Origin of the sequence: Pseudarthrobacter sp. L19 (assembly GCF_050859435.1) — a bacterium.
Taxonomy (GTDB): Bacteria; Actinomycetota; Actinomycetes; order Actinomycetales; family Micrococcaceae; genus Arthrobacter.
On record NZ_CP193935.1, the window covers coordinates 2264082 to 2287535 of the forward strand.

Consider the following 23454-nt stretch of genomic DNA (forward strand, 5'->3'; position numbering starts at 1 on the left):
CCTGCGCCTGCCGGGAAGCACAAGTCTCTCCCGCAGAACTCCCACAACTCTTAGGAGGAGGAATGCGTTTTTCGCGCACTTCCAAAGCACTGGGCCTGGTGGCGATCGCTGCCATGACCCTGACCGGTTGCGGCGGCGGCGGTTCCAACACCGCCGGCGGCAGCACCGGTGGCGACACCAGCAAGGTCATCATTGCTGACGGTTCCGAGCCCCAGCGTCCGCTGATGCCCGCCGACACCAACGAGGTTGGCGGCGGCAAGGTCATCGACCTGATGTTCTCCGGTCTGGTCAGCTACGACCCCAACGGCAAGCCCGTGAACGAACTGGCCGAGTCCATCGAAGGCAAGGACGGCCAGCACTTCACGATCAAGATCAAGAAGGACCAGAAGTTCACCAACGGCGAGGCCATCACGGCCAAGACCTTCGTTGACTCCTGGAACTTCGGTGCCGCCGCGAAGAACGCACAGCTCAGCGGTGGCTTCTTCGAGTCCATCAAGGGCTACGACGAGGCCAGCAAGGAAGGCTCCACGGTCGAGACCATGTCCGGCCTGAAGGTCGTTGACGACCAGACCTTCACCGTTGAACTCTCCCAGCCGGAATCCGACTGGCCGCTGCGCCTGGGCTACACCGCCTTCGTGCCGGTCCCGTCCGGTGCCCTGAAGGACCCGAAGGGCTTCGGCGAGAAGCCGGTCGGCAACGGCCCGTACAAGATGGCCGACGGCGGCTGGCAGCACAACGTGCAGATCCAGCTGGTCCCGAACCCGGACTACAACGGCCCGCGCAAGGCCAAGAACGCCGGCGTGACGTTCAAGATCTACCAGAACGACGACGCCGCGTACCAGGACCTGCTGTCCAACAACCTGGACATCCTGCAGACCATCCCGACGAGCGCCCTGAAGAACTACAAGTCCGACCTGGGTGACCGCACCATCAACAAGCCGTACGCCGGCAACCAGACCATCGCCATCCCGGAATACCTGCCGGAGTGGAGCGGCGAGGCCGGCAAGCTGCGCCGCCAGGCCATCTCCATGGCCATCAACCGCGATGAGATCACCAAGGTCATCTTCAACGGTGCGCGCCAGCCCGCCAAGGACTTCACCGCCCCCGTGCTGGACGGCTACAGCGACTCGATCCCGGGTTCGGACAACCTGAAGTTCGACGCCACCAAGGCCAAGGACGCCTGGGCCAAGGCCGACGCGATCCAGAAGTGGGACGCTGACAAGACCTTCACCATCGCCTACAACGCCGACAAGGGCGGCCACAAGGCATGGGTTGAGGCTGTCGTGAACCAGCTGAAGAACACCCTCGGCATCAAGGTTGAGGGCAAGCCGTACGCCACGTTCAAGGAAGCCCGCAACGACGCCACCGCCAAGACCCTGACCGGTGCCATCCGCGCCGGCTGGCAGGCAGACTACCCGTCGCTGTACAACTTCCTCGGCCCGATCTACAAGACCGGTGCCGGTTCCAACGACGCGAAGTACGCGAACCCGACGTTCGACAAGGCCATCTCCGACGGCCTGAACGCCCCCACCGTCGCCGACGGCAACAAGGCCATGAACAAGGCCCAGGAAATCCTCCTGACCGACCTTCCGGCCATCCCCTGTGGTACCAGGTTGCCCAGGGCGGCTGGAGCGACAAGGTCACCAACGTTGACTACGGCTGGGACGGCGTCCCGCTGTACTACAACATCAGCGGCAAGTAAATAACTGAACGACGGCGGGGGCTGCCTGGATTGGGGCCTCCGCCGTTGTTCTGCTTCCACTCTGTTTTCCCGGACAGATCCCCGAAAGTTCTCCCTGACAGTCCGCCCTGACGGCCACCGCCTCGGGTGAACTCTGCAGCCCGTCCTCCGTGACCGACCCGGCGCCGGGCTGCAGTCCATAGTGAAAAGGTTCTTCGATGAACAACTCCGCCGCATCCCTGGACCGGATGCCTGCTGACAAGGGTGTGCTTCGCTGATGGCGACTTACATCCTCAAGCGTTTTCTCCAACTGATCCCCGTCTTCCTGGGCGCAACGCTGCTGGTCTACTTCCTGGTCTTCAGCCTCCCCGGTGACCCGATCGTCGCCCTCTTCGGCGACAAGCCGGTCAACGAGGCCGTCGCCGCGAAGCTCCGCGCGCAGTACCACCTGGACCAGCCCTTCTGGATCCAATACCTGCTCTACCTCAAGAGCATCTTCACCTTCGACCTCGGCCAGGACTTCTCCGGCCGTCCCATCGCCGCCGTGCTGGGCGAGGTGTTCCCCGTTACCGCCCGCCTGGCCATCATGGCGCTGATCTTCGAGGCCTTCTTCGGCATCATTTTCGGCCTGATCGCCGGCCTGCGGAAGGGCAAGCTCTTCGACGCGACCGTCCTCGTGGCGTCCCTGATCGTCATCGGCATCCCGATCTTCGTGCTCGGCTTCCTGCTGCAGTTCACCATCGGCGTCCAGCTCGGCTGGGCCAAGCCGACGGTCAGCTCCGCGGCCACGGTGCAGGACCTGATCCTGCCGGCGATCGTGCTGGGCCTGGGCTCCTTCGCGTACGTGCTGCGCCTGACCCGCACCTCCGTGATCGAGAACATGAACGCCGACTACGTGCGCACCGCCACCGCCAAGGGCCTGTCACGGTTCCGCGTGGTCCGCGTGCACATCCTGCGTAACTCCCTGATCCCCGTCATCACCTTCCTGGGCGCGGACCTGGGCAGCCTGATGGGCGGCGCGATCGTCACCGAAGGCATCTTCAACGTGCCCGGCGTCGGCAACCGGCTCTACCGGGCCGTGCTCTCCGGCGAGGGACCCACGGTGGTCTCGATCGTCACCGTCCTGGTGCTGATCTACTGCCTCTCCAACCTGCTCGTTGACCTGCTCTACGCCTGGCTTGACCCGAGGATCCGCTATGACTCCTGAAACCAATCCCGCACGGCAGGACGCTCCGATGCCCGCCCCGCGCCACATCGAGCACTTCGTCGCCGACTTCTCCGAGACCCCGCTGCAGGCCACGGACAAGGTCAAGGAGGATCAGGCACCCCTGAGCCTCTGGGCCGAGGCCTGGCGCAACCTGCGCAAGCAGCCGCTGTTCCTGATCTCCGCGTTCCTGATCCTGGTGGTCGTGGCCGTGTCCCTCTTCCCGGGACTGTTCTCCGGCATCGACCCCACCTCCGAGGCCTGCCAGCTGGCCAACTCCGACGGTGGACCCACTGGCGGCCACCCGCTGGGCTTCACCCAGCAGGGCTGCGACGTCTACGCCCGCGTCATCTACGGCACGCGCTCCTCGGTGACCGTCGGCCTGTTCACCACCATCGGTGTGCTGGTCATCGGCGGCATCATGGGCGCCCTGGCCGGCTACTACGGCGGCTGGGTTGACGCGGTCCTGGCCCGGATCAACGACATCTTCTTCGCGCTCCCGCTGATCCTCGGCGCAATCGTCGTCATGCAGCTGCCGATGTTCCGCTCCAACCGCACCGCGTGGACCCTGGTACTGATCCTGATGGCGTTCGGCTGGCCGCAGATCGCCCGCATCACCCGCGGCGCCGTGATCGAGGTCCGCAATGCCGACTTCGTCACCGCCGCGCGCTCCCTGGGCGTGTCCAAGTTCGGCGCCCTCATGCGTCACGTCATGCCGAACTCGCTGGCCCCGATCATCGTCGTGGCCACCATCTCCCTGGGCACCTTCATCGTGGCGGAATCCACGCTGTCCTTCCTGGGCATCGGCCTCCCGCCCAGCGTGATGTCCTGGGGCAACGACATCCAGGCAGCGCAGGCCTCGCTGCGCTCGAACCCGATGCCGCTGCTCTACCCGGCCATCGCCCTCTCCATCACCGTTCTGAGCTTCATCATGCTGGGCGACGCCCTCCGTGATGCTCTCGATCCCAAAGCGCGCAAGCGATGAAAGGGGAAGCCATGAACACCCCTGTTGAAATCCGTGAAGAGGGAACGGCCGCCGTGCGTCCGCTCCTGGAAATCCGGGACCTGGCGATCACCTTCAAGACCGGCGGCGGCGACGTCAACGCCGTCCGCAACGCCCACCTCACCGTGATGCCGGGCGAAACGGTCGCGATCGTGGGCGAGTCCGGGTCGGGCAAGTCGACGACCGCGCTGGCCGCGATCGGCCTGCTGCCCACCAACGGCCGGGTCTCCGGCGGCCAGATCCTGTTCGACGGCGAGGACATCTCCAACGCCAGCGAGAAGCGCATGATCGAACTGCGCGGCAACAGCATCGGCATGGTCCCGCAGGACCCGATGTCCAACCTCAACCCGGTCTGGAAGATCGGCCAGCAGGTCCGCGAGACGCTCAAGGCCAACGGGCTGCCCGACGGTCCCGACGACGTCGCCAAGGTCCTCTCGGAGGCGGGCCTGCCCGACGCCGCCCGGCGCGCCAAGCAGTACCCGCACGAGTTCTCCGGCGGCATGCGCCAGCGTGCGCTGATCGCCATCGGCCTGTCCTGCCAGCCGCGCCTGCTCATCGCCGATGAGCCGACGTCGGCCCTGGACGTGACCGTGCAGCGTCAGATTCTTGACCACCTGGACAAGATGACCACCGAGCTCGGCACCGCCGTGCTGCTGATCACCCACGACCTTGGCCTCGCCGCCGAACGTGCCGACAAGGTGGTCGTGATGTACCGCGGCCAGGTGGTGGAATCGGGTCCGTCGCTGGAGCTGCTGCGCAACCCGCAGCACCCGTACACCCAGCGCCTGGTCTCCTCCGCGCCGTCGCTGGCGTCCCGCCGGATCCAGGCAGCCAAGGAGCAGGGCGTCGAGTCCGAGGACCTGCTCGCCCCCGCCGAGGAGGGCGTGGTCGAGGCCGCGAAGCCGGACGAGGTGCTCAAGATCGAGAACCTCCGCAAGGTCTTCAAGCTCCGCTCCGGCCTGGGCCGGTCCACCGACTTCACCGCGGTGGACGACGTGTCCTTCAGCGTCAAGCGCGGAACGACGACGGCGATCGTGGGGAGTCGGGCTCCGGCAAGTCCACGGTGGCCCAGATGGTGCTGAACCTGCTCCAGCCGACCTCCGGCAAGATCGTGTTCGACGGAGTGGACACCTCGACGCTGAACGCCAAGGAAATCTTCGCGTTCCGCCGCCGCGTCCAGCCGATCTTCCAGGACCCCTACGGTTCCCTCGATCCGATGTACAACATCTTCCGGACCATCGAGGAACCGCTGCGGACCCACAAGATCGGGACCAAGGCCAGCCGGGAAAAGAAGGTACGCGAACTGCTGGACCAGGTGGCCCTGCCGCAGTCCACCATGCAGCGCTACCCGAACGAGCTCTCCGGCGGCCAGCGCCAGCGCGTCGCGATTGCCCGTGCCCTGGCCCTCGATCCCGAGGTCATCATCTGTGACGAGGCCGTCTCCGCCCTCGACGTGCTGGTCCAGGCGCAGGTGCTCAACCTGCTCGCGGACCTGCAGTCGCGGCTGGGCCTGACCTACCTCTTTATCACCCACGACCTGGCCGTGGTCCGGCAGATCGCGGACCACGTCTGCGTGATGGAAAAGGGCAAGCTGGTGGAGACCGGTTCGACCGACGACGTCTTCGACGCGCCGCAGATGGACTACACGAAGGCCCTGCTGAACGCCATCCCCGGCGCCAAGCTGATGCTTCCGCCGGACGTCGCCTGACCTCCAGGCAGGACGCCCCTCCGGGCCCTCACTAACAAAGGGAGCCGGTGACCACCCCGCGGGGTGGTCACCGGCTCCCTTTGTTACTTTTCCCGGTCCTGGCGTACCGCTGCCTAGTTGCCGGGCTCGGTCGTCACGGGCCCGGGCGGCGGCAGTTCGAGGCCCAGATCCTTGAGCTTGCCGGCCAGGATCGTGCCCAGAGCGGCGTGTCCGGTGCTGTTCATGTGCACGCCGTCGGCCATCTGCGAGGTCAGGTTGTACTTGGTCAGCCAGTCGCCGGTGCTGATGAACGGGATGGAATGCCGGGCCGCGAGGCCGCCCAGCAGCGAATCCACCTGCGTCCGGCGGCCGCCGCCGTAGTTCGCCCCGCGGGCCAGGGTGCCGATCATCGCCAGCCGGGCGGCGGGATAGCGCTGCTTGAGGGAGCCGATCAGCCGCTCGGCGTTGGCCACGATCTGGGCGTCGGTGGCCCCGCGGGTGGCATCGTTGCCGCCCCCTTCCATCACGACCAGGGCGGGCGCGCCGTAGGGCAGCTTCCAGTCCCCGCGCTGCAGGGCGTCGATGTAGTTGCCGGTCTTTCCGTTTGCCGCGACATAGCCAGTGCCGCCCAGGCCGCAGAAGAAGACGTCGTAGCCGGCCGCGGAGAGGCCCTGCCGGGGCCACCCGTTGGTCGGTTCGGACTGGGAGTCGCCGATCAGGAGCGCGGTCCGGTTGATGTTGGCCACGATGACCTCGTCCCGGCCGTTGGCCGGGTTGCGGTAGACCGTGCCCGGGGCCATGGTGGCCGGGTTGGGCAGGGGTGCCAGCAGTGACTTCTGGCCGCCGGCCGCGACGGGTTCGCCGGACACGCCGGCGCCCGCACGGGCAGCCGACTTGCCGGGTACGCCGGAGGCAGGGGCGCTGGCGCTGGCCGGTGAGTCCGGGCCGGACGAGGTAGTGGTGGGTGCCTGCCCGCAGCCGGCCAGGAGAACGCCGGTGGCGATCACAGGTGCGGCGTAGCGGGTCAGAGCCGAGGCGATTCGCATCTGGGGTCTCCGGGCTTTGTTTTTCTTTACCACGGCAATAATGCGGTACTTCGCTCTCAAAAGCCAGTGACATTCCTCACGGGGACACGACGCCTGCGCGCCCCTGCCGCCGTCGTCGGGCGGGGGACACGGTTCCCGAAGATCCCCGGGCCGGCGGGCGATTTAGGCCAATAAATGCCCGTGCCGCTAGAATGGATGCAGGTGCCCTGTGCGAACGGGCCATTCCTGTCGTGCGTTCCGGTCGGAAATGTCGCGATACAACAGCTGACTTCACCACTGAATCGAGCAATAACGCATGTCTGAAACCACCACCAACACTGCGGTAGCCACTGCATTGCGCAGTGACCTGCGCAACGTCGCGATTGTGGCCCACGTTGACCACGGCAAGACCACCCTGGTCGACGCCATGCTCAAGCAGACCAACTCCTTTGCCGAGCACAACCACCTCGAAGACCGCGTCATGGACTCCGGTGACCTGGAACGCGAAAAGGGCATCACCATCCTGGCCAAGAACACCACGGTGGCCTACAACGGTCCGTCCTCCAACGGCGAGACCATCACCATCAACGTCATCGACACCCCCGGCCACGCCGACTTCGGTGGCGAGGTCGAGCGCGGCCTGTCCATGGTCGACGGCGTCGTCCTCCTCGTGGACGCCTCCGAAGGCCCGCTGCCGCAGACCCGCTTCGTGCTGCGCAAGGCCCTCGCCGCGCACCTGCCGGTGATCCTGCTGGTCAACAAGACCGACCGTCCCGATGCCCGCATCGAGGAGGTCGTGCACGAGTCCATGGACCTGCTCCTTGGCCTGGCCTCCGACCTCGCGGACGAAGTTCCGGACCTGGACCTGGACAAGATCCTCGAAGTTCCCGTCGTCTACGCCGCCGCCAAGGTTGGCCGCGCCTCCCTCGAGCAGCCCGCCGACGGCACCGCTCCGGAGAACGAGGACCTGGAACCGCTTTTCAAGACCATCATTGAGCACATCCCGGCCCCGACCTACAACCCGGAGGGTGTGCTGCAGGCACACGTCACCAACCTGGACGCCTCCCCGTTCCTCGGCCGCCTCGCGCTGCTCCGCATCTACAACGGCACCCTGCGCAAGGGCCAGACCGTGGCCTGGGCCCGCGCCAACGGTGAGCTCAAGAACGTCAAGATCACCGAACTGCTGGCCACCAAGGCCCTGGACCGCGTCCCGGCCGAGTCCGCCGGACCGGGCGAGATTGTCGCCGTCGCCGGTATCGAGGAGATCACCATTGGTGAGACCCTGACCGACGCCGAGAACCCGCAGCCGCTGCCGCTCATCACCGTTGACGACCCGGCCATCTCGATGACCATCGGTATCAACACCTCGCCGCTGGCCGGCAAGGTCAAGGGCGCCAAGGTCACCGCACGCCAGGTCAAGGACCGCCTCGACAAGGAACTGATCGGTAACGTCTCCATCAAGGTCCTCCCGACCGAGCGTCCCGACGCCTGGGAAGTCCAGGGCCGTGGCGAGCTCGCCCTCGCCATCCTGGTCGAGCAGATGCGCCGCGAAGGCTTCGAGCTGACCGTCGGCAAGCCGCAGGTTGTCACCAAGACCATCGACGGCAAGGTCCACGAGCCGATGGAACACATGACCATCGATGTGCCCGAGGAGTATCTCGGCGCCGTGACGCAGCTGATGGCCGCCCGCAAGGGCCGCATGACCAACATGGCCAACCACGGCACCGGCTGGTGCCGCATGGAGTTCATCGTTCCCGCCCGTGGCCTGATCGGCTTCCGCACCCGGTTCCTCACGGACACCCGCGGCGCCGGCATCGCCGCCTCCATCTCCGAGGGCTACGAGCCGTGGGCCGGCCCGATCGAATACCGCACCAACGGTTCGATGATCGCCGACCGCGCCGGCGTCGTGACCCCGTTCGCGATGATCAACCTGCAGGAGCGTGGCTCCTTCTTCGTCAAGCCCACCTCCGAGGTCTACGAGGGCATGATCGTCGGCGAGAACTCCCGCGCCGATGACATGGACGTCAACATCACCAAGGAAAAGAAGCTCACCAACATGCGTGCCGCTTCCTCGGACTCCTTCGAGAACCTGACCCCGCCGCGCGAGCTGACCCTCGAGGAATCCCTCGAATTCGCCCGCGAGGACGAGTGCGTCGAGGTCACCCCGGAGGATATCCGTATCCGCAAGCTGATCCTGGACTCCAACGAGCGTGCCAAGGCCAACCGCGCCCGCGCCAAGGCCTAGGGTCCAGCCCGCCAGGGCACCGGTGCATCCAGCGCCACCACGAACTGCCGTCGGGGCAGGCGGTCCAACCGCCGCCCGGCGGCAGCGCCGATCAACTCGGCCCTCCCGGTCCTGCCTGCGCCGGTGCGGCACACCGCCGCCCCGCCGCGCCGCGAAGTGATTGACAGCTGTCACCTCTACTGCAAAGCTGACCCGGTGACAGCCCAGAAACCCGCCGACTACGCCGCGGATTCCGACGTCGGCGGGGACGCTGAGGCCCCGGAGGACACTGCCCGGGAGGCCTCGCTCTGGCGGGACGCCAACTTCGGAGTCTTCTGGACCGCCCAGTCCCTCTCCCAGCTCGGCGCCCAGCTCGGGCAGCTCGCGTTCCCCGTCCTGGCCGTGACCCTGCTGCGCGCCACCGAGTTCGAGGTGGGCATCCTCAATGCCGCCGGACTCGCCGCTTTCCTGCTGGTCGGACTGCCCGCCGGCGCCTGGGTGGACCGCTGGCTCAAGCGCCGCACCATGATCCTCGCGGACCTGGTCCGGGTGGTCGCGATCAGCGCCGTGCCCCTACTCTGGTGGGCCGGTGCGTTGCAGGTCTGGCACCTCTATGTCATCTCCGCCGTCGTCGGCGTCGCCACCGTGTTCTTCGACGTCTCCTACCAGAGCTTCGTCCCGCTGCTGGTGCCCGCCCGCCACGTGGGCGAGGCTAACTCCAAACTTGAGGCCACGGCCCAGATCGCCCGGATCGGCGGCCCGGCCGCCGGCGGAGCGCTCCTGGCCGTGGTGACGGCGCCGGTGCTCTTCGTCGGCCAGTCCGTGGGATACCTGCTCTCCGCCCTGTTCCTGAGCCGCACCCGCGACCGGGAGGAACCCCGCCCGGCCAGGGAGCACGGTTCGCTGGGCACCGAGATCCGCGAGGGCCTCTCCTTCGTGGCGCGGCACGAACTAATCCGCCGCGTGGTGCTCTGCACCGCCGGCATGAACTTCGCCAGCATGCTGGTGTTCACGCTGCTGCCGGTGCTGGTGCTCCGGCAGCTCGGGCTTGGCCCCCAGGGCATGGGCATCATCATGTCCGTCGGCGCCGCGGGCGGCCTGCTGGGCGCGGTGTCCGGTCCGTGGCTTGCCCGCCGGATCGGCGAGGGCCGGGTCATCCCGGCGGGGGCACTGCTGGGGTCGCTGGCGCTGGTGCTGGTGCCGGTGGCCGCCCTGCAGACCGAACCCGGCAACGCCCTGGTGCTGCTGACCATCTCCGAGTTCGGCACCACCTTCGGCGCGCTGGTCTACAACATCATGCAGCTGACCATGCGGCAGCGGGTCTGCCCGCCGCGGCTGCTCGGCCGGATGAACGCCTCCGTCCGCTGCGTCGTCTGGGGCGTCATGCCGGTGGCGGCCCTGATCGGCGGTTTCCTCGGCGAATCCATCGGGATGGTGCCGGCCATGTGGCTGGGTGCCGCACTGAGCCTGCTCTCCGTGGCGCCGGTGCTGTTCTCGCCGCTGATGTCCATGCGGAAGCTCCCGGACAGCGTCGAGGAACCCGCGTCCTAGGCTTCCTCCGGGCCGGCCGGGTCCGGGGATTTCTCCGGCTCAATAGAGCTCGGCCTCACCCGCGGCGCCCGGCGGGGCGGAGGCGGCGGCACGGCCTTGGCCGCCACCACGGACGCCAGCGTGATCACGGTGTCCTCCCGGCGCGTGCGCACCGTGCACTCGGTACCGTCGCAGCCCAGCAGCTCGCCCAGCGCGTCGGTCAGGCCGCCGTCGATCCGGTACCGGACCACCACCCGGGTGCCCGGCGCGGCGGAGGCCAGGAAGTCACGGGGCCGGGAAGGGGAAACGCTCACGGGACCATCCTAGGTCCCGGGGGCGGACCGCCTGCCGCGTGCGTCTGTGACGGCCGGGTAGGTTGGCGGGAGCGGGCTGGGGGATAATAGGCTCGGAAGTCAGCAGCCCGGCGCTCAGGCCGGGGCAGAACGCCCGGCGGAAGCCGGAGCCAACGTGGAGAGGCCAGGGTCGTGACGTACGTAATCGCGCAGCCGTGTGTAGATGTTAAGGACAAGGCATGTATTGAGGAGTGCCCCGTCGACTGCATCTACGAGGGCGAGCGTTCCCTGTACATCCACCCGGACGAGTGCGTGGACTGCGGTGCCTGCGAGCCGGTTTGCCCCGTCGAGGCGATCTACTACGAGGACGACACCCCCGAAGAGTGGGCGGACTACTACAAGGCCAACGTCGAGTTCTTCGACGTGCTGGGTTCCCCGGGCGGCGCCGCCAAGATCGGCAACACCCACACCGACCACCCGATGATCGCCGCCCTGCCGCCGCAGAACCAAGACCACTAGGACGGATCCACGGTGACTTCTGCGGTGCGCAGCTTCGGCCTCAGCCTGCCCGACTACCCGTGGGAGGCGATGGCGCCCTACAGCGCCCGCGCCGCCGGGCACCCCGGGGGAGTGGCCAACCTGTCCATCGGCACCCCGGTGGATGACACGCCCGCCCTGGTCCAGGACGCCCTCCGGGCCGCGGCCAACGCCCCCGGCTACCCGACCGTGCACGGCACCCCCGCCCTCCGCGAGGCCATCGCCGCCTGGTTCGAGCGCCGCCGCGGCGTCCCCGGCCTCGACCCGCAGAACGTCATGCCCACCGTCGGGTCCAAGGAACTGGTGGCCTGGCTGCCGTTCCTGCTAGGCCTCAAGCCCGGCGACGTCGTTGTCCGGCCCACCGTCGCGTACCCCACCTACGACATCGGGGCCACCTTCGCCGGCGCCGAGCACGTCGCCGCCGACGACCTCGATGAACTCGACGCCGGCACGCGCTCGCGCGTCCGGCTCGTCTGGGTCAACTCTCCGGCCAACCCCACCGGCAGCGTCCGCAACGCCGAGTCCCTGCGCCGGATCGTGGCGCAGGCACGTGAGCTGGGCGCCGTCGTCGCCTCCGACGAGTGCTACGCCGAACTCGGCTGGGGCGAATGGGACGTCCAGCGTGGCGGCGAACCCGTACCCAGCATCCTCGACCCGCGGGTGGCAGGCGGCTCCCACGAGGGGCTGCTGGCGGTCTACTCGCTGAGCAAGCAGTCCAACCTGGCCGGCTACCGGGCCGCCTTCGTCGCCGGCGACGGGGCCCTGATGGCCAACCTGGTCAACAGCCGCAAGCACGCCGGGATGATTGTGCCCTACCCGGTCCAGGAGGCCATGCGCGTGGCGCTCGGCGACGACGCCCACGTCACCGCGCAGAAGGACCTGTACCGCGGCCGCCGCGAGCGGATCGTTCCCGCCCTGGAGGCCTTCGGGCTCACCATCCACGAGTCCCGCGCCGGCCTCTACCTGTGGGCCACCGCGGGCGAGCCGACCTGGGACACGGTGGGGCGGCTGGCGGACCGCGGGATCGTCGTCGGCCCAGGGGTGTTCTACGGCGACGCCGGCAACGGCTTCGTGCGGGTGGCGCTGACGGCCAGCGACGAGCGGATCGCCGCCGCCGCGGAGCGTCTGGCTACGGGACCGTAACGATGCTGTGACGCGGGGCACACAAAGCGCGGATTCGCCGCCTTGAAGGCCACGCGGATTAGTGCCACCCGCGAACTCCCGGTACTTTTTAACTGACGATCAATGGTGGCTTTCCACAAGAAGGCAGCGCGGCCGTTGGAACCGGCATGCAGATGCGGATTCCGTGGGCGGCTTCACCAGATGTTGGATCAAGCTTTCAACAGGGGCCCAGGGCCTCATGAGGAGAATCCATGACTGAGACCACCAGCGCAACCCTGCGTCATGCAGGCGGCGAGCTTGAGCTCCCGCGCATCAAGGTTGTTGAAGGAAACGAAGGCTACGACGTTTCCAAGCTGCTGAAGCAGACCGGCGCCGTTGCCTTTGACCCCGGTTTCATGAACACCGCGGCCACCACCTCGGCCATCACCTACATTGACGGCGACGCCGGCATCCTGCGCTACCGGGGCTACCCGATCGAGCAGCTGGCCGAGCACTCGAGCTTCCTCGAGGTGTCCTACCTGCTGATCTACGGCAACCTGCCGACGCCGGCCGAGCTGGACGCCTTCGACCAGCGGATCCGCCACCACACCCTGCTGCACGAGGAGCTCAAGGGCTTCTTCAGTGGCTTCCCGCGCGACGCGCACCCGATGCCGGTGCTGTCCTCCGCCGTCTCCGCGCTGTCCACCTTCTACCAGGACTCGCTGGACCCGTTCAACGCCGAGCACGTCGAGGTCTCCACCTACCGCCTGCTGGCCAAGATGCCGGTCATCGCCGCCTACGCGCTGAAGAAGTCCATCGGCCAGCCGATGCTGTACCCGGACAACTCCATGAACCTGGTGGAGAACTTCCTGCGCCTGAGCTTCGGCCTCCCCGCCGAGCAGTACGAGGTGGACCCGGTCGTCGCCAAGGCCCTGGACCTGCTGCTCATCCTGCACGCGGACCACGAGCAGAACTGCTCCACCTCCACGGTCCGCCTGGTGGGCTCCTCCAACGCCAACCTCTTCGCTTCCGTCTCCGCCGGCATCAACGCCCTCTTCGGCCCCGCCCACGGCGGCGCCAACGAGGCCGTCCTCAAGATGCTCCGCCAGATCCAGGCCGACGGCATCAAGCCCGAGGACTACATGGAGAAGGTTAAGAACAAGGAAGACGGCGTCCGCCTGATGGGCTTCGGCCACCGGGTCTACAAGAACTACGACCCGCGCGCCAAGATCGTCAAGGCCACCGCCCACGAGATCCTCAGCAAGCTCGGCGGCAACGACGAACTGCTCGAGATCGCCCTGCGCCTCGAAGAGAAGGCGCTGCAGGACGACTACTTCATCGAGCGCAAGCTCTACCCGAACGTGGACTTCTACACCGGCCTGATCTACAAGGCCATGGGCTTCCCGGAGAAGATGTTCACCGTGCTCTTCGCGATCGGCCGCCTCCCCGGCTGGATCGCCCAGTGGCGCGAGATGATCAGCGACCCGAACACTAAGATTGGCCGCCCGCGCCAGCTGTACACGGGAGAGCCGGAACGGAACTACCCGGCCGTCTAGGACCCATCCGACGGCACCGCACCATTGTGCACAGCCTGACGGCGGCGGCCGCGCACCCTTCCGGGGCGCGGCCGCCGCCGTTTTCCGTGCCGGGAGCACCCGTAGCTGGTACGAGAGTGACGGGTGGGACGGCGTGGTTCGCCGCGGACGGGGCACATGCGTGCTAAAAAGGAGCAATGCCCAAATTTGTCGACGCTGTTTTGCGGCGCCAGGAAATTGTCGACGCGGTGTTCCGCATTATCGCCACCGACGGCCTGGAACGGGCGTCCCTGCGTGAGGTGGCCGACGAGGCCGGCCTGGCCGTCGGCTCCGTGCGGCACTACTTCGCCAGCAGCGACGAGCTGCTCATCCACTCCTTCAGCGTCGCCGTTGACAGCATCACCGGCCGGCTGCTCGCCGCCGAGGAGCACCTCGCCGCGGCAGCCCCGGCACCCCCGGCCACCGGACCGCCGTGCTGGCGCTGCTGGAGGAACTGCTGCCGCTCGATGAGGAGCGGGCCGTGGACGCCTGCGTCTGGATGGCCTTCAAGGCCGCCGCCCGCACCCGCCCTTTCCTGGTCCCGGAGGCGGACCGCAGCCACCGGGCGGTGGCCGCCGTCGTCGGCCGCCTCGTGCTTAGCCTCGCCGGAGACGGGGCGGAGCCGGACCAGCAACAACTTGTCACCGAGGCCGAGCGACTCCTGGCAACCCTCGACGGGCTGGTCCTGCACGCGTTGCTGCAGCCGGAATGGATGACGGCACAGGTGTGCCGCGACGTCCTTGAGGCGCACCTTTCGACCCTGGACCGGCGGCACCCGGTCCCTGCCTGACCGCCGGGGACCATCACCTGCACCGCCACTAACCCGTGCCCGCCATTAACCTGTGCGGCCAACGGGAATACACTGAAAAAGTACGTCTTGCCAAGGGAGGCACATCGGATGCACCACACAGGCGGGCCCGGCTGGCGGATCACCATGGACACCTCGGGTCCCATGCTGATCGCGCTGTATGTACGGGACGCGGCCGGCCTGGAGACCGTGGGTCATCCGGTCCTCTGCCCGGTCGTTCCCAAGATCCATCCGTCGAACCATTCCCACCTGATCAACGAGGTGGGCGGGATGCCGGCGCTGAAGACAGAGTGGGAGGCCTGGTGGTCGCAGCTGCTCAAGGCGCACCCGGAGATGGAGCCCGAGCTGGGGCCGCCCGGCTTCCGTGCCTTCGGCAACTCCCCGGCCCTGCGGCGCGTGCTGCAGGCACACTTCGGCGCAGCGCTCAGCTGGGCCAGGGAGCGCCAGGGGAGTACCGCGCACTCGAGGCTGAACGGGATGCCAACGGCGCCGCCTCGATCCTGGCCGATATGGTGGAGGACCGCCTGCTGGAGGCCGGCCGGGATGCCCGCGACTTTGAGCTGACCATCATTGAGCTGCCGCTGGCCGAGCCGCGGGCCTGGTACCTGGAGCCGGACAAGATCATCATGAGCTCGGCGCTGGCCGCGGACCCGGAGTTGTTCCGCAGCTACGTCCAGCCGGTCATCGAACTGTTGGCCTGATCGCCCGCCCATCTTCTGCGCCAGCAGGTCTTTGCGGCATGACGGTCCCGGCTACTTGGCCGGTTCCGCCGCGACCGTGATGCTGACCTGGCCGGCCGGGGCGTCCCCGGGCTGCCAGCCCTTATGGTCGGACCGGGTCCAGGTCTGGCCGTCGACGGCTACCGCGGTGATGGACAGCGACTTCGCGTTCGTCACCGCCCACTGGGCCACGGCCCACGCCCGGGTGTCCCGCGCCTGTACGGTGAGCGTGCGCCCCTCCGTGCCGGCGTCGAGCGCTCCGAATGCCGACGTCAGCCGCTGCTGCACGGCAGCCGGGTCACCGGCGGCGTCGGGGGCGCGCAGCGTGCAGTCCAGCGACTGCGGCGACTGCCCGGTCAGGGCGGAGGCGAAGGCCCGTGCCGTTGGTTCGTGCTGGGCGTAGGCGCCCGGGTAGGCCGAACGCTGGACCTCCTGCGCGGCGGCGGTGATGGGCAGCGACTCGTAGCCGGGAATCTTGACCAGCGCATCGTAGAAGGCATTGGTGGCATGGTACGGGTCCATCACCTCGGCCTCGGTGCCCCAGCCCTGCGAGGGCCGCTGCTGGAAGAGCCCGCGCGAGTCCGGTCCGGCCTCGTCCCCGTGGCCGATGTTGCGGAGCTTGGATTCCTGCAGCGAGGTGGCCAGGGCAATGCTGGCGGCGCGGGCGGGCAGTCCGCGTCGCACCGCGACCGCGCTGATCAGGGCGGCGTACCCGGCCTGGTCGGTGGCGAGGTCCTCGTCGGCGCCGGGGACCTTGCAGCCCTCGGTCACCAGTGTCTCGGAGCGCTGCAGGAAGGCGACGGCGGTGTATACGGCGCCGCCCACCATCGCCAGGACCAGCAACAGCACGATCCTGCGGCGCCAGCCACGTCTGCGTGCCACGTAAATACTCCCTCGGGCCCCGCGGGGCCGGTCGAATCCTGAGCCGTCAGGCTCTCGGCCGGTGCCTAGTTGGCGTGCAGAGCCTCGTTGAGCTCCACGGTCTGTCCCTTGCGCGGCAGTACTTCCACCTGGCCGCTGGTGGAGTTGCGGCGGAACAGCAGGTTCGGGACGCCGGAGAGTTCCACGGCCTTCACGATCCGGGTGGTGTCCTCGCCGTCGGCGTCCTTCGGGCCCACCACGCTGACTCGGGTACCGGCGGTGACGTACAGGCCGGCCTCCACCACGGAGTCGTCGCCGATGCTGATCCCGACGCCGGAGTTGGCACCGAGGAGGACCCGCTCGCCGAGCGAGATCTGTTCCTTGCCGCCGCCGGAGAGGGTGCCCATGATCGAGGCGCCGCCGCCGACGTCGGTGCCGTTGCCAGCGACGACACCGGCGGAGATCCGGCCCTCGACCATGGAAGTGCCGAGCGTGCCGGCGTTGAAGTTCACGAAGCCCTCGTGCATGACCGTGGTGCCCTCGGCCAGGTGCGCGCCGAGGCGGACCCGGTCGGCGTCGGCGATCCGGACGCCGGAGGGGAGGACGTAGTCCACCATGCGGGGGAACTTGTCCACGCCGTAGACGGTGACGGCGCCGCGGCGGCGGAGCCGGGCGCGGGTCATTTCGAAGCCCTCCACCGGGGCAGGGCCGAAGTTGGTCCAGACGACGTTGGGCAGCTTGCCGAAGATGCCGTCGAGGTTGATGCTGTTGGGCTTGACCAGGCGGTGCGAGAGCAGGTGCAGGCGCAGGTACGCATCGGCGGTGTCCGCGGGGGCCTCATCCAGGTTGATCTGGGCGAAGATGACCTTCTGCTCGGTGCCGCGGTCGGCATCGTCGCCCGCCGCCGCGATGTCCTGCAGCGCCTGGTCCGCGTTGGCGACGTCCCGCAGGCTCTCCGCGGCGGTTCCGAGCGCCGGGGCCGGGAACCAGGCGTCCAGCACGGTGGCTTCCCCGTCGCGGGTGGCGATGGTGGCCACCCCGAAACCGTAGGCGGAGCGGGAGTCGGCGGGCGCGGCGGAGGAAGCGTTGTCAGTCATGCGCCCAAGTCTATCGACGGGCCCCGCCGTCTTCTAAAACGGTGACGGTGCGCGGACGCTACAGTGGGACGGTGACTGAGCAAAGCGCCCCCGCCCGCCTGGATCTGCACCAGGACGTGGCCCTCCTGACCGCAGACATCATCGACATCTTCAGCGTTTCGGGGGAGGAGCGCCGGCTGGCGGACGCCGTCGAGCACGCGCTCCGGGCCATCCCGCAGCTGGAGCTGACCCGCGACGGCGACGCGATCGTCGCCCGCACCTCGCTGGGCCGGGCCGAGCGGGTCATCCTGGCCGGGCACCTGGACACGGTGCCGCTGCCCACCACCGAGGGCTCCCTCGGCACCGTTCCCTCCTACTGGGCCTCCGGCGCACCGGGGAGGGCATCCTCTACGGCCGCGGCGCCACCGACATGAAGAGCGGCGTCGCCGTGCAGCTGGCCCTGGCGGCCGGGATGTTCGACGGCGGCGCGGCACCGGACAAGGACGTCACCTTCGTCTTCTACGACCACGAGGAGGTCGAGGGCGTCAAGAGCGGCCTGGGCCGGCTGGTGCGCAACCACGGAGACCTCCTCGAGGGCGACTTCGCGATCCTGCTCGAACCCACGGACGGGACCGTCGAGGGCGGCTGCAACGGCACCATCCGCTTCGAGGCCACCACCGTCGGCGAGGCGGCTCACTCCGCGCGGGCCTGGATGGGCAGCAACGCCATCCACGCCGCGGCACCCATCCTGGAACGGCTGGCGGCGTACGAGCCGAAGACGGTCGCCGTCGACGGCCTGGACTACCGGGAGAGCCTGAACGCCGTACGCGTCCACGGCGGGACGGCCGGCAACGTCATTCCCGACCGCTGCGTGGTGGAGATCAATTACCGTTTCGCTCCCGACAAGACGATGGCGCAGGCCGAGGCGCACGTGCGCGAGCTGCTGGCCGGCTTCGACCTGGTCCGCACCGACGGCGCCGCCGGTGCCCGGCCGGGCCTGAACCACCCGGCCGCCGCGTCCTTCGTGGCCGCCGTCGGGGCCGAGCCGAAGCCCAAGTACGGCTGGACCGACGTCGCCCGCTTCAGCGAACTGGGCGTCCCCGCCGTGAACTTCGGCCCGGGGGATGCGCTGCTGGCGCACAAGGACAACGAACACGTCGACGCCGCGGCCATCCGCGAGTGCCTGCGCGCGCTGCGGTCCTGGCTGGGTCTGCCCGGCGCCGAGTAGGGCAGCACAGGCCCTCACACGCCCGAAACACAGAACGGCCCGGAACGCAGAACGGCCCGGAACCTGGGGTTCCGGGCCGTTCTGCGTTGAAGCTGCGTTGCTGGTGTGGCTAGGCGTCGGCGGGGACGCTGGCCGCCGGGGCCACCGCCACACCCGGCTTGCGGGAGAGCCGGCGTTCCAGCCACTTGGCGATCGCGGCCAGGATCAGGCACATGCCCACGTACAGCACGGCAGCCACCATGGCGGCCGGGATGATCGGGGAGCCGTACTGGATCTGGCTGCCGAAGTACTTCGCCTGGAACAGGATCTCGTTGTAGGTCACGATGAACCCGAGGGCGGTGTCCTTCAGGATGACTACCAGCTGGGAGATGATGACCGGCAGCATGGACCGGACCGCCTGCGGGAGCAGGATGCTGGTCATGACCTTGCTCTTGGGCAGTCCGATCGCGTAGCCGGCCTCGCTCTGGCCGCGCGGCAGCGACTCGATGCCGGCGCGGAACACCTCGGCCAGGACCGAGCCGTTGTACAGCACCAGGCCGGCCACGACGGCGGTGAAGGGCGTGATGCCCTGGACGCCGACGGTGGGGAGGCCGTAGTAGAAGATCATCATCAGGATCAGCAGCGGGACGGCACGGAACAGCTCCGTGAAGCCGTAGCACGGGGCGCTGATCCAGCGGCGGTCCGAGAGCCGGCCGAAGGCCAGCAGGATGCCGAGGATCAGGCTCAGGACCGCCGCGGTGCCGAAGGCCGACAGCGTGGCGCCGACGGACTGGGCGATGGTCTGCTGCACCAGCGGGAAGGTGAACAGCTGCCACTTCTTCGCCTCGAACTGGCCGCTTTCGGCGAACCGGAGCAGGACGAAGCCGATGATCAGCAGGATCACCAGGGCGGTGACGACGCCGAGGATCCGGTAGCGGGCGCGGGACTTGGGGCCGGGGGCGTCAAAGAGGACGGAACTCATCGGGCAACCTTCCACTTCTGTTCAAGCTTTCGCTGCAGGGCGGAAAGGATGAAGACAAGGATGATGAACACCAGGGCCACCCAGAGCAGGCCGGTCAGGGCCGGTTCGCCGCGCTCGGAGAGGTTGGCGCGGATGGCGCCGGCCTCGAAGACCGAGAAGCCCGCGGCCACCGTGGTGTTCTTGAGCAGGGCGATGAAGACGCTGAACATCGGCGGGATCACGGCGCGGAACGCCTGCGGCAGGATCACCAGAGTGAGGGTCTGCGTGAACGGCAGGCCGATGGCGCGGGCGGCTTCGGCCTGGCCCACCGGCACGGTGTTGATACCGGAGCGGACAGCCTCGGCCACGTAGGTGGCGGTGTAGAGGCTCAGGCCGATGATCGCGGCGGTGGTGAAGTCGATCGGCACCAGGCCCAGCTTCGGGTAATCCAAAGCGAAGAAGAACAGCACCAGGGTCAGCGGGGTATTGCGCACCACGTTGACGTAGAGCGTCGCGGTCGCACGCATGGCGGGGACGGGGGACACCCGCAGGGCGGCGACGACGGTGCCGAGGATCAGGGCGAAGATCGCCGAGAAGAAAAAGAGGATGAGCGTGTTTCGGAACCCCGTAATGAAGAGGTCCGAGTTATTCAGCAGCGTATTCACAGAATCGTCGCTTTCGACAGTGGAAGAGGGGCGGCCCGGAGGCCGCCCCTCAACGCAGGTTTTAGTAGTTCTCTACTGCGGGCTGCTGGACCTTCGTGCCGGACTGGCCGAGCGTCTGGTCGTAGATCTTCTGCCAGACGGAACCGCCGTCGGTGAAGGTCTTGTTGATGAACTGGCGCAGGGCGGTGTCGCCCTTCTTCAGGCCGACACCGTACTTCTCGGTGGTGAACGGCTGGCCGACAACCTTCAGGCTGTCCGGCTCCTGGGCGGCGTAGCCGAGCAGGATGGCCTGGTCGGTGGTGACAGCGTCAACCTGGCCGCTCTTGAGGGCCTCAACACACTGCGAGTAGGTGTCGAACTCGGTGGTCTTGGTGCCCGGGAAGTTGGCCTTGATGTTCTGGATCGGGGTGGAACCGGTGGCCGAGCAAACGTTCTTGCCGGAGAGGTCCTTCTCGCTGTTGATGCTGGAGTTGTCCTTCTTGACCAGGATGCCCTGGCCGGTGACGAAGTACGGTCCGGCGAAGTCGATCAGCTGCTTGCGCTTGTCCGTGATGGAGTAGGTGCCGACGTAGTAGTCGATGTCGCCGTTGGTGATGGCGGACTCACGGTTGGCGGACGGGATCGGCTTGAACTCGATCTTGTCCTTGCTCATGCCCAGGGACGCGGCAACCCACTTGGCGATCTCGATGTCGAAGCCGGAGTACTCGCCGGTGGCTGCATCCTTGAAGCCGAGGCCGGGCTGGTCCTGCTTGACACCGATGCGGATCTTGCCGCTGGACTTGATCGCGTCGTAGGTCGGGCTGCCGGTCAGCGAGACGTTGTCGGCAACCTTGTACGGTGCCTGGTCCCCGCCGCCGGCCGGAGCAGCGCCGCCGGTGCTGCCGGAGCCGCCGCAGGCGCTGGGGAGAGAGCCAGAGCCGCGGTGGCCGCGACGAACAGGGGCTTCTTCCCGTTAAAGAATTTCTTCATCGGATACCTTTCATTGGACGGCCGCCTGGCGGCGGCCGAGAGAGATGCGGTGTGCTTAGTGGGTCAGGAGCTTGGAGAGGAAGTCCTTGGCGCGGCTGCTCTTCGGGTTCGTGAAGAACTCCTCGGGCGTCTCGTCTTCGACGATCTGGCCGTCGGCCATGAAGACCACCCGGTCCGCGGCCTTGCGGGCGAAGCCCATCTCGTGGGTAACCACGATCATGGTCATGCCTTCCTTGGCGAGCTGGACCATGACGTCGAGGACCTCGTTGATCATCTCGGGGTCCAGCGCGGACGTGGGCTCGTCAAACAGCATGACCTTGGGCTTCATCGCCAGGGCCCGCGCAATTGCCACGCGCTGCTGCTGGCCGCCGGAGAGCTGTGCGGGCAGCTTCGGCGCCTGCTGGCCGACGCCGACGCGCTCCAGCAGCGCCATGGCGTCCTTTTCGGCCTCGGCCTTGGAGGCACCCTTGACCTTGATCGGACCCAGCGTGACGTTCTCCAGGATCGTCTTGTGGGCGAACAGGTTGAAGGACTGGAACACCATGCCGACGTCGGCCCGCAGCTTGGCCAGGCCCTTGCCCTCTGCGGGAAGTTCCTTGCCGTCGATGGTGATGACGCCGTCGTCGATCGTTTCCAGCCGGTTGATGGTGCGGCACAGCGTTGACTTGCCCGAGCCCGAGGGGCCGATGACAACAACGACCTCTCCCTTGCGGACGTTCAGATTGATGTCCTTGAGGACATGCAACTGGCCGTAGTGCTTATTCACGGCCTTCAGGGAGACGAGGGCATCGCCGGGTACTTGAGTAGTCATAGAAAGAATCTAGCGAAGATTAGCCCCTTATGACGCCAATCACTCCCAGTTCGTCCACATCGTGACACAAGAGATACCCGTCACCTGGCACCCCGGGGCGCGCCCGGCGGGCCTGGGACATCCGGTGCCGCCTCGGGGGCTAGCCTTGGGGCATGAAAAGCGAACCGCAGCCCGTGCCCGAGCCGCCCGCGTCCCCCGGCGGCAGCGCCGCCGGCGGTAACGGGGGAGCCGGGCGGCGGGAGAACCCGCCGGCCAACGGCATCCGGCACAAGGGCCCCTTGGAACTGCGGCGTCGGGCGGCGAAGGTCACGATGTCCGACCAGACGCTGCTGGACACCAAGGGCCCCGGGCAGTTCGTGCACACGGATCCCTGGCGGGTGCTGCGGATCCAGAGCGAATTCGTCGAAGGCTTCGGCGCGCTGGCGGACCTGGGCCCGGCGGTCAGCGTCTTCGGCTCCGCCCGGACCCAGCCCGGCAGCCTGAACTACGAACTCGGCGTCGAGGTGGGCCGGAAGCTGGCCGAGGCCGGACTCGCCGTGATCACCGGCGGCGGCCCCGGATCCATGGAAGCCGCGAACAAGGGCGCCGTCCAGGGCAACGGAGTCTCCGTGGGCCTGGGCATCGAGCTGCCATTCGAGCAGGGCCTGAACCAGTGGGTGGACCTGGGTATCAACTTCCGCTACTTCTTCGCCCGCAAGACCATGTTCGTCAAGTACGCACAGGGCTTCATCGTGCTGCCGGGCGGCCTGGGGACCCTGGACGAGCTGTTCGAGGCCATGGTCCTGGTGCAGACCGGCAAGGTGACGTCCTTCCCGATCGTGCTGATCGGCACCGCGTTCTGGAGCCCGATGCTCGAGTGGATCCAGACCACGCTGGTCGCCGAGGGCATGGTGGCCGAGCAGGACCTGGACCTCGTTCAGGTGGTCGACGATCCGGCGCTCGCCGTCGAACTCATCGTCGAGGGGGCTGCCCGGCACCACAACCCCAGCGGCAACAACCCCGGCGCGGCGCCCGGCGGGGAGACCGCGCCGAACGCCTGACCGGCCGCGCACCGGCTTCTCTGGCACCATGGAGCTGTGAGTTTTTCCTCGTCTTCCTGGCGGTCGTGCTGGCAGCCGTCGCCATTTTCCTCGTTACGGACCTGGTACCGCGGCTGTTTCGCCGCGGCCGCGGGGTGGGCCGTGCGTTCGACGACGGCTTCGATGAGCCCGTGGCGTCGCTGCCGCCCGTCCTGCTGCCCGAGGACGCGACGACGGCGGATATCGACCGGATCCGGTTCGCCGTGGGAGTCCGCGGCTACCGGATGGACCAGGTGGACCAGGTCCTGGACGAGCTGAAGGCGCAGATCACCCGCAAGGACCGGGAACTGGAGGACCTGAGGTCCCGGGCCGGCGGGGAGACCGCGACGGCGCCCGCCGCGGACCCGGGCCACTCCGCGCGTTCCGCCACGGCCCCACATCCCGCCCCGGCCACGCACCCGGCACCGGCCACGCATCCGGCACCGTGAACGAGCCGCGC

18 protein-coding genes and 5 pseudogenes are annotated in these 23454 nt (G+C 68.0%); 15 read left to right on the plus strand and 8 right to left on the minus strand.

The window, feature by feature from the left end; genetic code table 11:
* Positions 1-62 precede the first annotated feature (62 nt).
* From ACRQ5B_RS10795 to ACRQ5B_RS10810, 4 genes and pseudogenes are all read left to right on the plus strand, one after another.
* A pseudogene (locus ACRQ5B_RS10795) lies at positions 63-1702 on the plus strand (peptide ABC transporter substrate-binding protein).
* Positions 1703-1958: 256 nt separating this feature from the next.
* Positions 1959-2888 (plus strand): ABC transporter permease, encoded by a 930-nt coding sequence (locus tag ACRQ5B_RS10800; RefSeq protein WP_412883592.1) that lies wholly within the window; start codon positions 1959-1961, stop codon positions 2886-2888.
* Positions 2878-3870: an ABC transporter permease gene (locus ACRQ5B_RS10805; protein WP_364133087.1), complete on the plus strand. Its 993-nt coding sequence runs from the start codon at positions 2878-2880 to the stop codon at positions 3868-3870. Before ACRQ5B_RS10800 ends, ACRQ5B_RS10805 begins: the two co-directional genes overlap by 11 nt.
* A gap of 11 nt (positions 3871-3881) precedes the next feature.
* Positions 3882-5596, plus strand: a pseudogene (locus tag ACRQ5B_RS10810) (dipeptide ABC transporter ATP-binding protein).
* 113 nt (positions 5597-5709) lie between these two features.
* Here ACRQ5B_RS10810 and ACRQ5B_RS10815 read toward each other — a convergent pair.
* The gene (locus tag ACRQ5B_RS10815; RefSeq protein WP_432393794.1) at positions 5710-6621 is read right to left on the minus strand and encodes an SGNH/GDSL hydrolase family protein; all 912 of its coding nucleotides are present in this window, start codon (positions 6619-6621) and stop codon (positions 5710-5712) included.
* A gap of 295 nt (positions 6622-6916) precedes the next feature.
* Here ACRQ5B_RS10815 and typA point away from each other — a divergent pair, with 295 nt between their 5' ends.
* Positions 6917-8845 (plus strand): translational GTPase TypA, encoded by a 1929-nt coding sequence (gene typA / locus ACRQ5B_RS10820; protein WP_412883589.1) that lies wholly within the window; start codon positions 6917-6919, stop codon positions 8843-8845.
* Between the two features lie 195 nt (positions 8846-9040).
* Positions 9041-10375, plus strand: coding sequence for an MFS transporter (locus tag ACRQ5B_RS10825; protein WP_432393797.1), 1335 nt, complete (start codon positions 9041-9043; stop codon positions 10373-10375).
* Here ACRQ5B_RS10825 and ACRQ5B_RS10830 read toward each other — a convergent pair.
* Positions 10372-10668 (minus strand): hypothetical protein, encoded by a 297-nt coding sequence (locus ACRQ5B_RS10830; protein WP_432393798.1) that lies wholly within the window; start codon positions 10666-10668, stop codon positions 10372-10374. The two genes, ACRQ5B_RS10825 and ACRQ5B_RS10830, sit on opposite strands and share 4 nt — an antisense overlap.
* A gap of 171 nt (positions 10669-10839) precedes the next feature.
* On the opposite strand from ACRQ5B_RS10830, the gene fdxA reads away from it, so the two are divergent.
* The 6 genes and pseudogenes from fdxA to ACRQ5B_RS10860 all read left to right on the plus strand — a co-directional run bounded on the left by fdxA (position 10840) and on the right by ACRQ5B_RS10860 (position 15368).
* On the plus strand, positions 10840-11166 hold the full coding sequence (gene fdxA, locus ACRQ5B_RS10835; protein WP_290255783.1) for a ferredoxin: 327 nt from the start codon (positions 10840-10842) through the stop codon (positions 11164-11166).
* A gap of 12 nt (positions 11167-11178) precedes the next feature.
* Entirely contained in the window at positions 11179-12327 is a 1149-nt protein-coding gene (dapC, locus tag ACRQ5B_RS10840) for a succinyldiaminopimelate transaminase (RefSeq protein ID WP_432393800.1), read from the plus strand.
* 230 nt (positions 12328-12557) lie between these two features.
* Positions 12558-13841, plus strand: a complete 1284-nt coding sequence (locus tag ACRQ5B_RS10845) for a citrate synthase (RefSeq protein WP_432393802.1) — start codon at positions 12558-12560, stop codon at positions 13839-13841.
* 176 nt (positions 13842-14017) lie between these two features.
* A pseudogene (locus tag ACRQ5B_RS10850) lies at positions 14018-14128 on the plus strand (TetR family transcriptional regulator); the annotation flags it as partial.
* Between the two features lie 164 nt (positions 14129-14292).
* On the plus strand, positions 14293-14649 hold the full coding sequence (locus ACRQ5B_RS10855; protein ID WP_432393804.1) for a TetR family transcriptional regulator C-terminal domain-containing protein: 357 nt from the start codon (positions 14293-14295) through the stop codon (positions 14647-14649).
* Between the two features lie 108 nt (positions 14650-14757).
* Positions 14758-15368 (plus strand): annotated as a pseudogene (locus tag ACRQ5B_RS10860) (hypothetical protein).
* Positions 15369-15419: 51 nt separating this feature from the next.
* Here ACRQ5B_RS10860 and ACRQ5B_RS10865 read toward each other — a convergent pair.
* Both ACRQ5B_RS10865 and dapD read right to left on the minus strand, forming a co-directional pair.
* The gene (locus ACRQ5B_RS10865) at positions 15420-16268 is read right to left on the minus strand and encodes a hypothetical protein (protein ID WP_432393806.1); all 849 of its coding nucleotides are present in this window, start codon (positions 16266-16268) and stop codon (positions 15420-15422) included.
* A gap of 65 nt (positions 16269-16333) precedes the next feature.
* A complete protein-coding gene (gene dapD, locus ACRQ5B_RS10870) occupies positions 16334-17344 on the minus strand; it encodes a 2,3,4,5-tetrahydropyridine-2,6-dicarboxylate N-succinyltransferase (RefSeq protein WP_432393808.1) in 1011 nt (336 codons plus the stop codon).
* A gap of 71 nt (positions 17345-17415) precedes the next feature.
* On the opposite strand from dapD, the pseudogene dapE reads away from it, so the two are divergent.
* Positions 17416-18551, plus strand: a pseudogene (gene dapE, locus ACRQ5B_RS10875) (succinyl-diaminopimelate desuccinylase).
* A 109-nt stretch (positions 18552-18660) separates the two neighbouring features.
* Here the strand turns inward: dapE and ACRQ5B_RS10880 are convergent.
* The 4 genes from ACRQ5B_RS10880 to ACRQ5B_RS10895 all read right to left on the minus strand — a co-directional run bounded on the left by ACRQ5B_RS10880 (position 18661) and on the right by ACRQ5B_RS10895 (position 21936).
* Entirely contained in the window at positions 18661-19512 is an 852-nt protein-coding gene (locus ACRQ5B_RS10880) for an amino acid ABC transporter permease (protein ID WP_432393810.1), read from the minus strand.
* On the minus strand, positions 19509-20156 hold the full coding sequence (locus ACRQ5B_RS10885; protein WP_432393812.1) for an amino acid ABC transporter permease: 648 nt from the start codon (positions 20154-20156) through the stop codon (positions 19509-19511). The genes ACRQ5B_RS10880 and ACRQ5B_RS10885 overlap by 4 nt, the downstream gene beginning before the upstream one ends.
* 61 nt (positions 20157-20217) lie before the next feature.
* Positions 20218-20967 carry a glutamate ABC transporter substrate-binding protein gene (locus ACRQ5B_RS10890; protein WP_432398742.1) on the minus strand — a complete coding sequence of 250 codons (750 nt, stop codon included), beginning with the start codon at positions 20965-20967 and terminating at the stop codon, positions 20218-20220.
* 213 nt (positions 20968-21180) lie between these two features.
* Positions 21181-21936, minus strand: coding sequence for an amino acid ABC transporter ATP-binding protein (locus tag ACRQ5B_RS10895; RefSeq protein WP_290255773.1), 756 nt, complete (start codon positions 21934-21936; stop codon positions 21181-21183).
* A gap of 311 nt (positions 21937-22247) precedes the next feature.
* Between ACRQ5B_RS10895 and ACRQ5B_RS10900 the strand changes: the two genes are divergently transcribed.
* Positions 22248-22976, plus strand: coding sequence for a TIGR00730 family Rossman fold protein (locus ACRQ5B_RS10900; protein ID WP_432398743.1), 729 nt, complete (start codon positions 22248-22250; stop codon positions 22974-22976).
* A gap of 65 nt (positions 22977-23041) precedes the next feature.
* Positions 23042-23443: a DivIVA domain-containing protein gene (locus ACRQ5B_RS10905; protein ID WP_432393814.1), complete on the plus strand. Its 402-nt coding sequence runs from the start codon at positions 23042-23044 to the stop codon at positions 23441-23443.
* The last annotated feature ends 11 nt before the right edge of the window (positions 23444-23454 follow it).

Bases quoted from the DNA above. Each gene is read 5' to 3' on its own strand.
- ACRQ5B_RS10800 (WP_412883592.1), top strand. From the start codon at position 1,959: ATGGCGACTTACATCCTCAAGCGTTTTCTCCAACTGATCCCCGTCTTC.
- ACRQ5B_RS10805 (WP_364133087.1), top strand. From the start codon at position 2,878: ATGACTCCTGAAACCAATCCCGCACGGCAGGACGCTCCGATGCCCGCC.
- ACRQ5B_RS10815 (WP_432393794.1), bottom strand. From the start codon at position 6,621: ATGCGAATCGCCTCGGCTCTGACCCGCTACGCCGCACCTGTGATCGCC.
- typA (WP_412883589.1), top strand. From the start codon at position 6,917: ATGTCTGAAACCACCACCAACACTGCGGTAGCCACTGCATTGCGCAGT.
- ACRQ5B_RS10845 (WP_432393802.1), top strand. From the start codon at position 12,558: ATGACTGAGACCACCAGCGCAACCCTGCGTCATGCAGGCGGCGAGCTT.
- dapD (WP_432393808.1), bottom strand. From the start codon at position 17,344: ATGACTGACAACGCTTCCTCCGCCGCGCCCGCCGACTCCCGCTCCGCC.
- ACRQ5B_RS10880 (WP_432393810.1), bottom strand. From the start codon at position 19,512: ATGAGTTCCGTCCTCTTTGACGCCCCCGGCCCCAAGTCCCGCGCCCGC.
- ACRQ5B_RS10895 (WP_290255773.1), bottom strand. From the start codon at position 21,936: ATGACTACTCAAGTACCCGGCGATGCCCTCGTCTCCCTGAAGGCCGTG.
- ACRQ5B_RS10900 (WP_432398743.1), top strand. From the start codon at position 22,248: ATGTCCGACCAGACGCTGCTGGACACCAAGGGCCCCGGGCAGTTCGTG.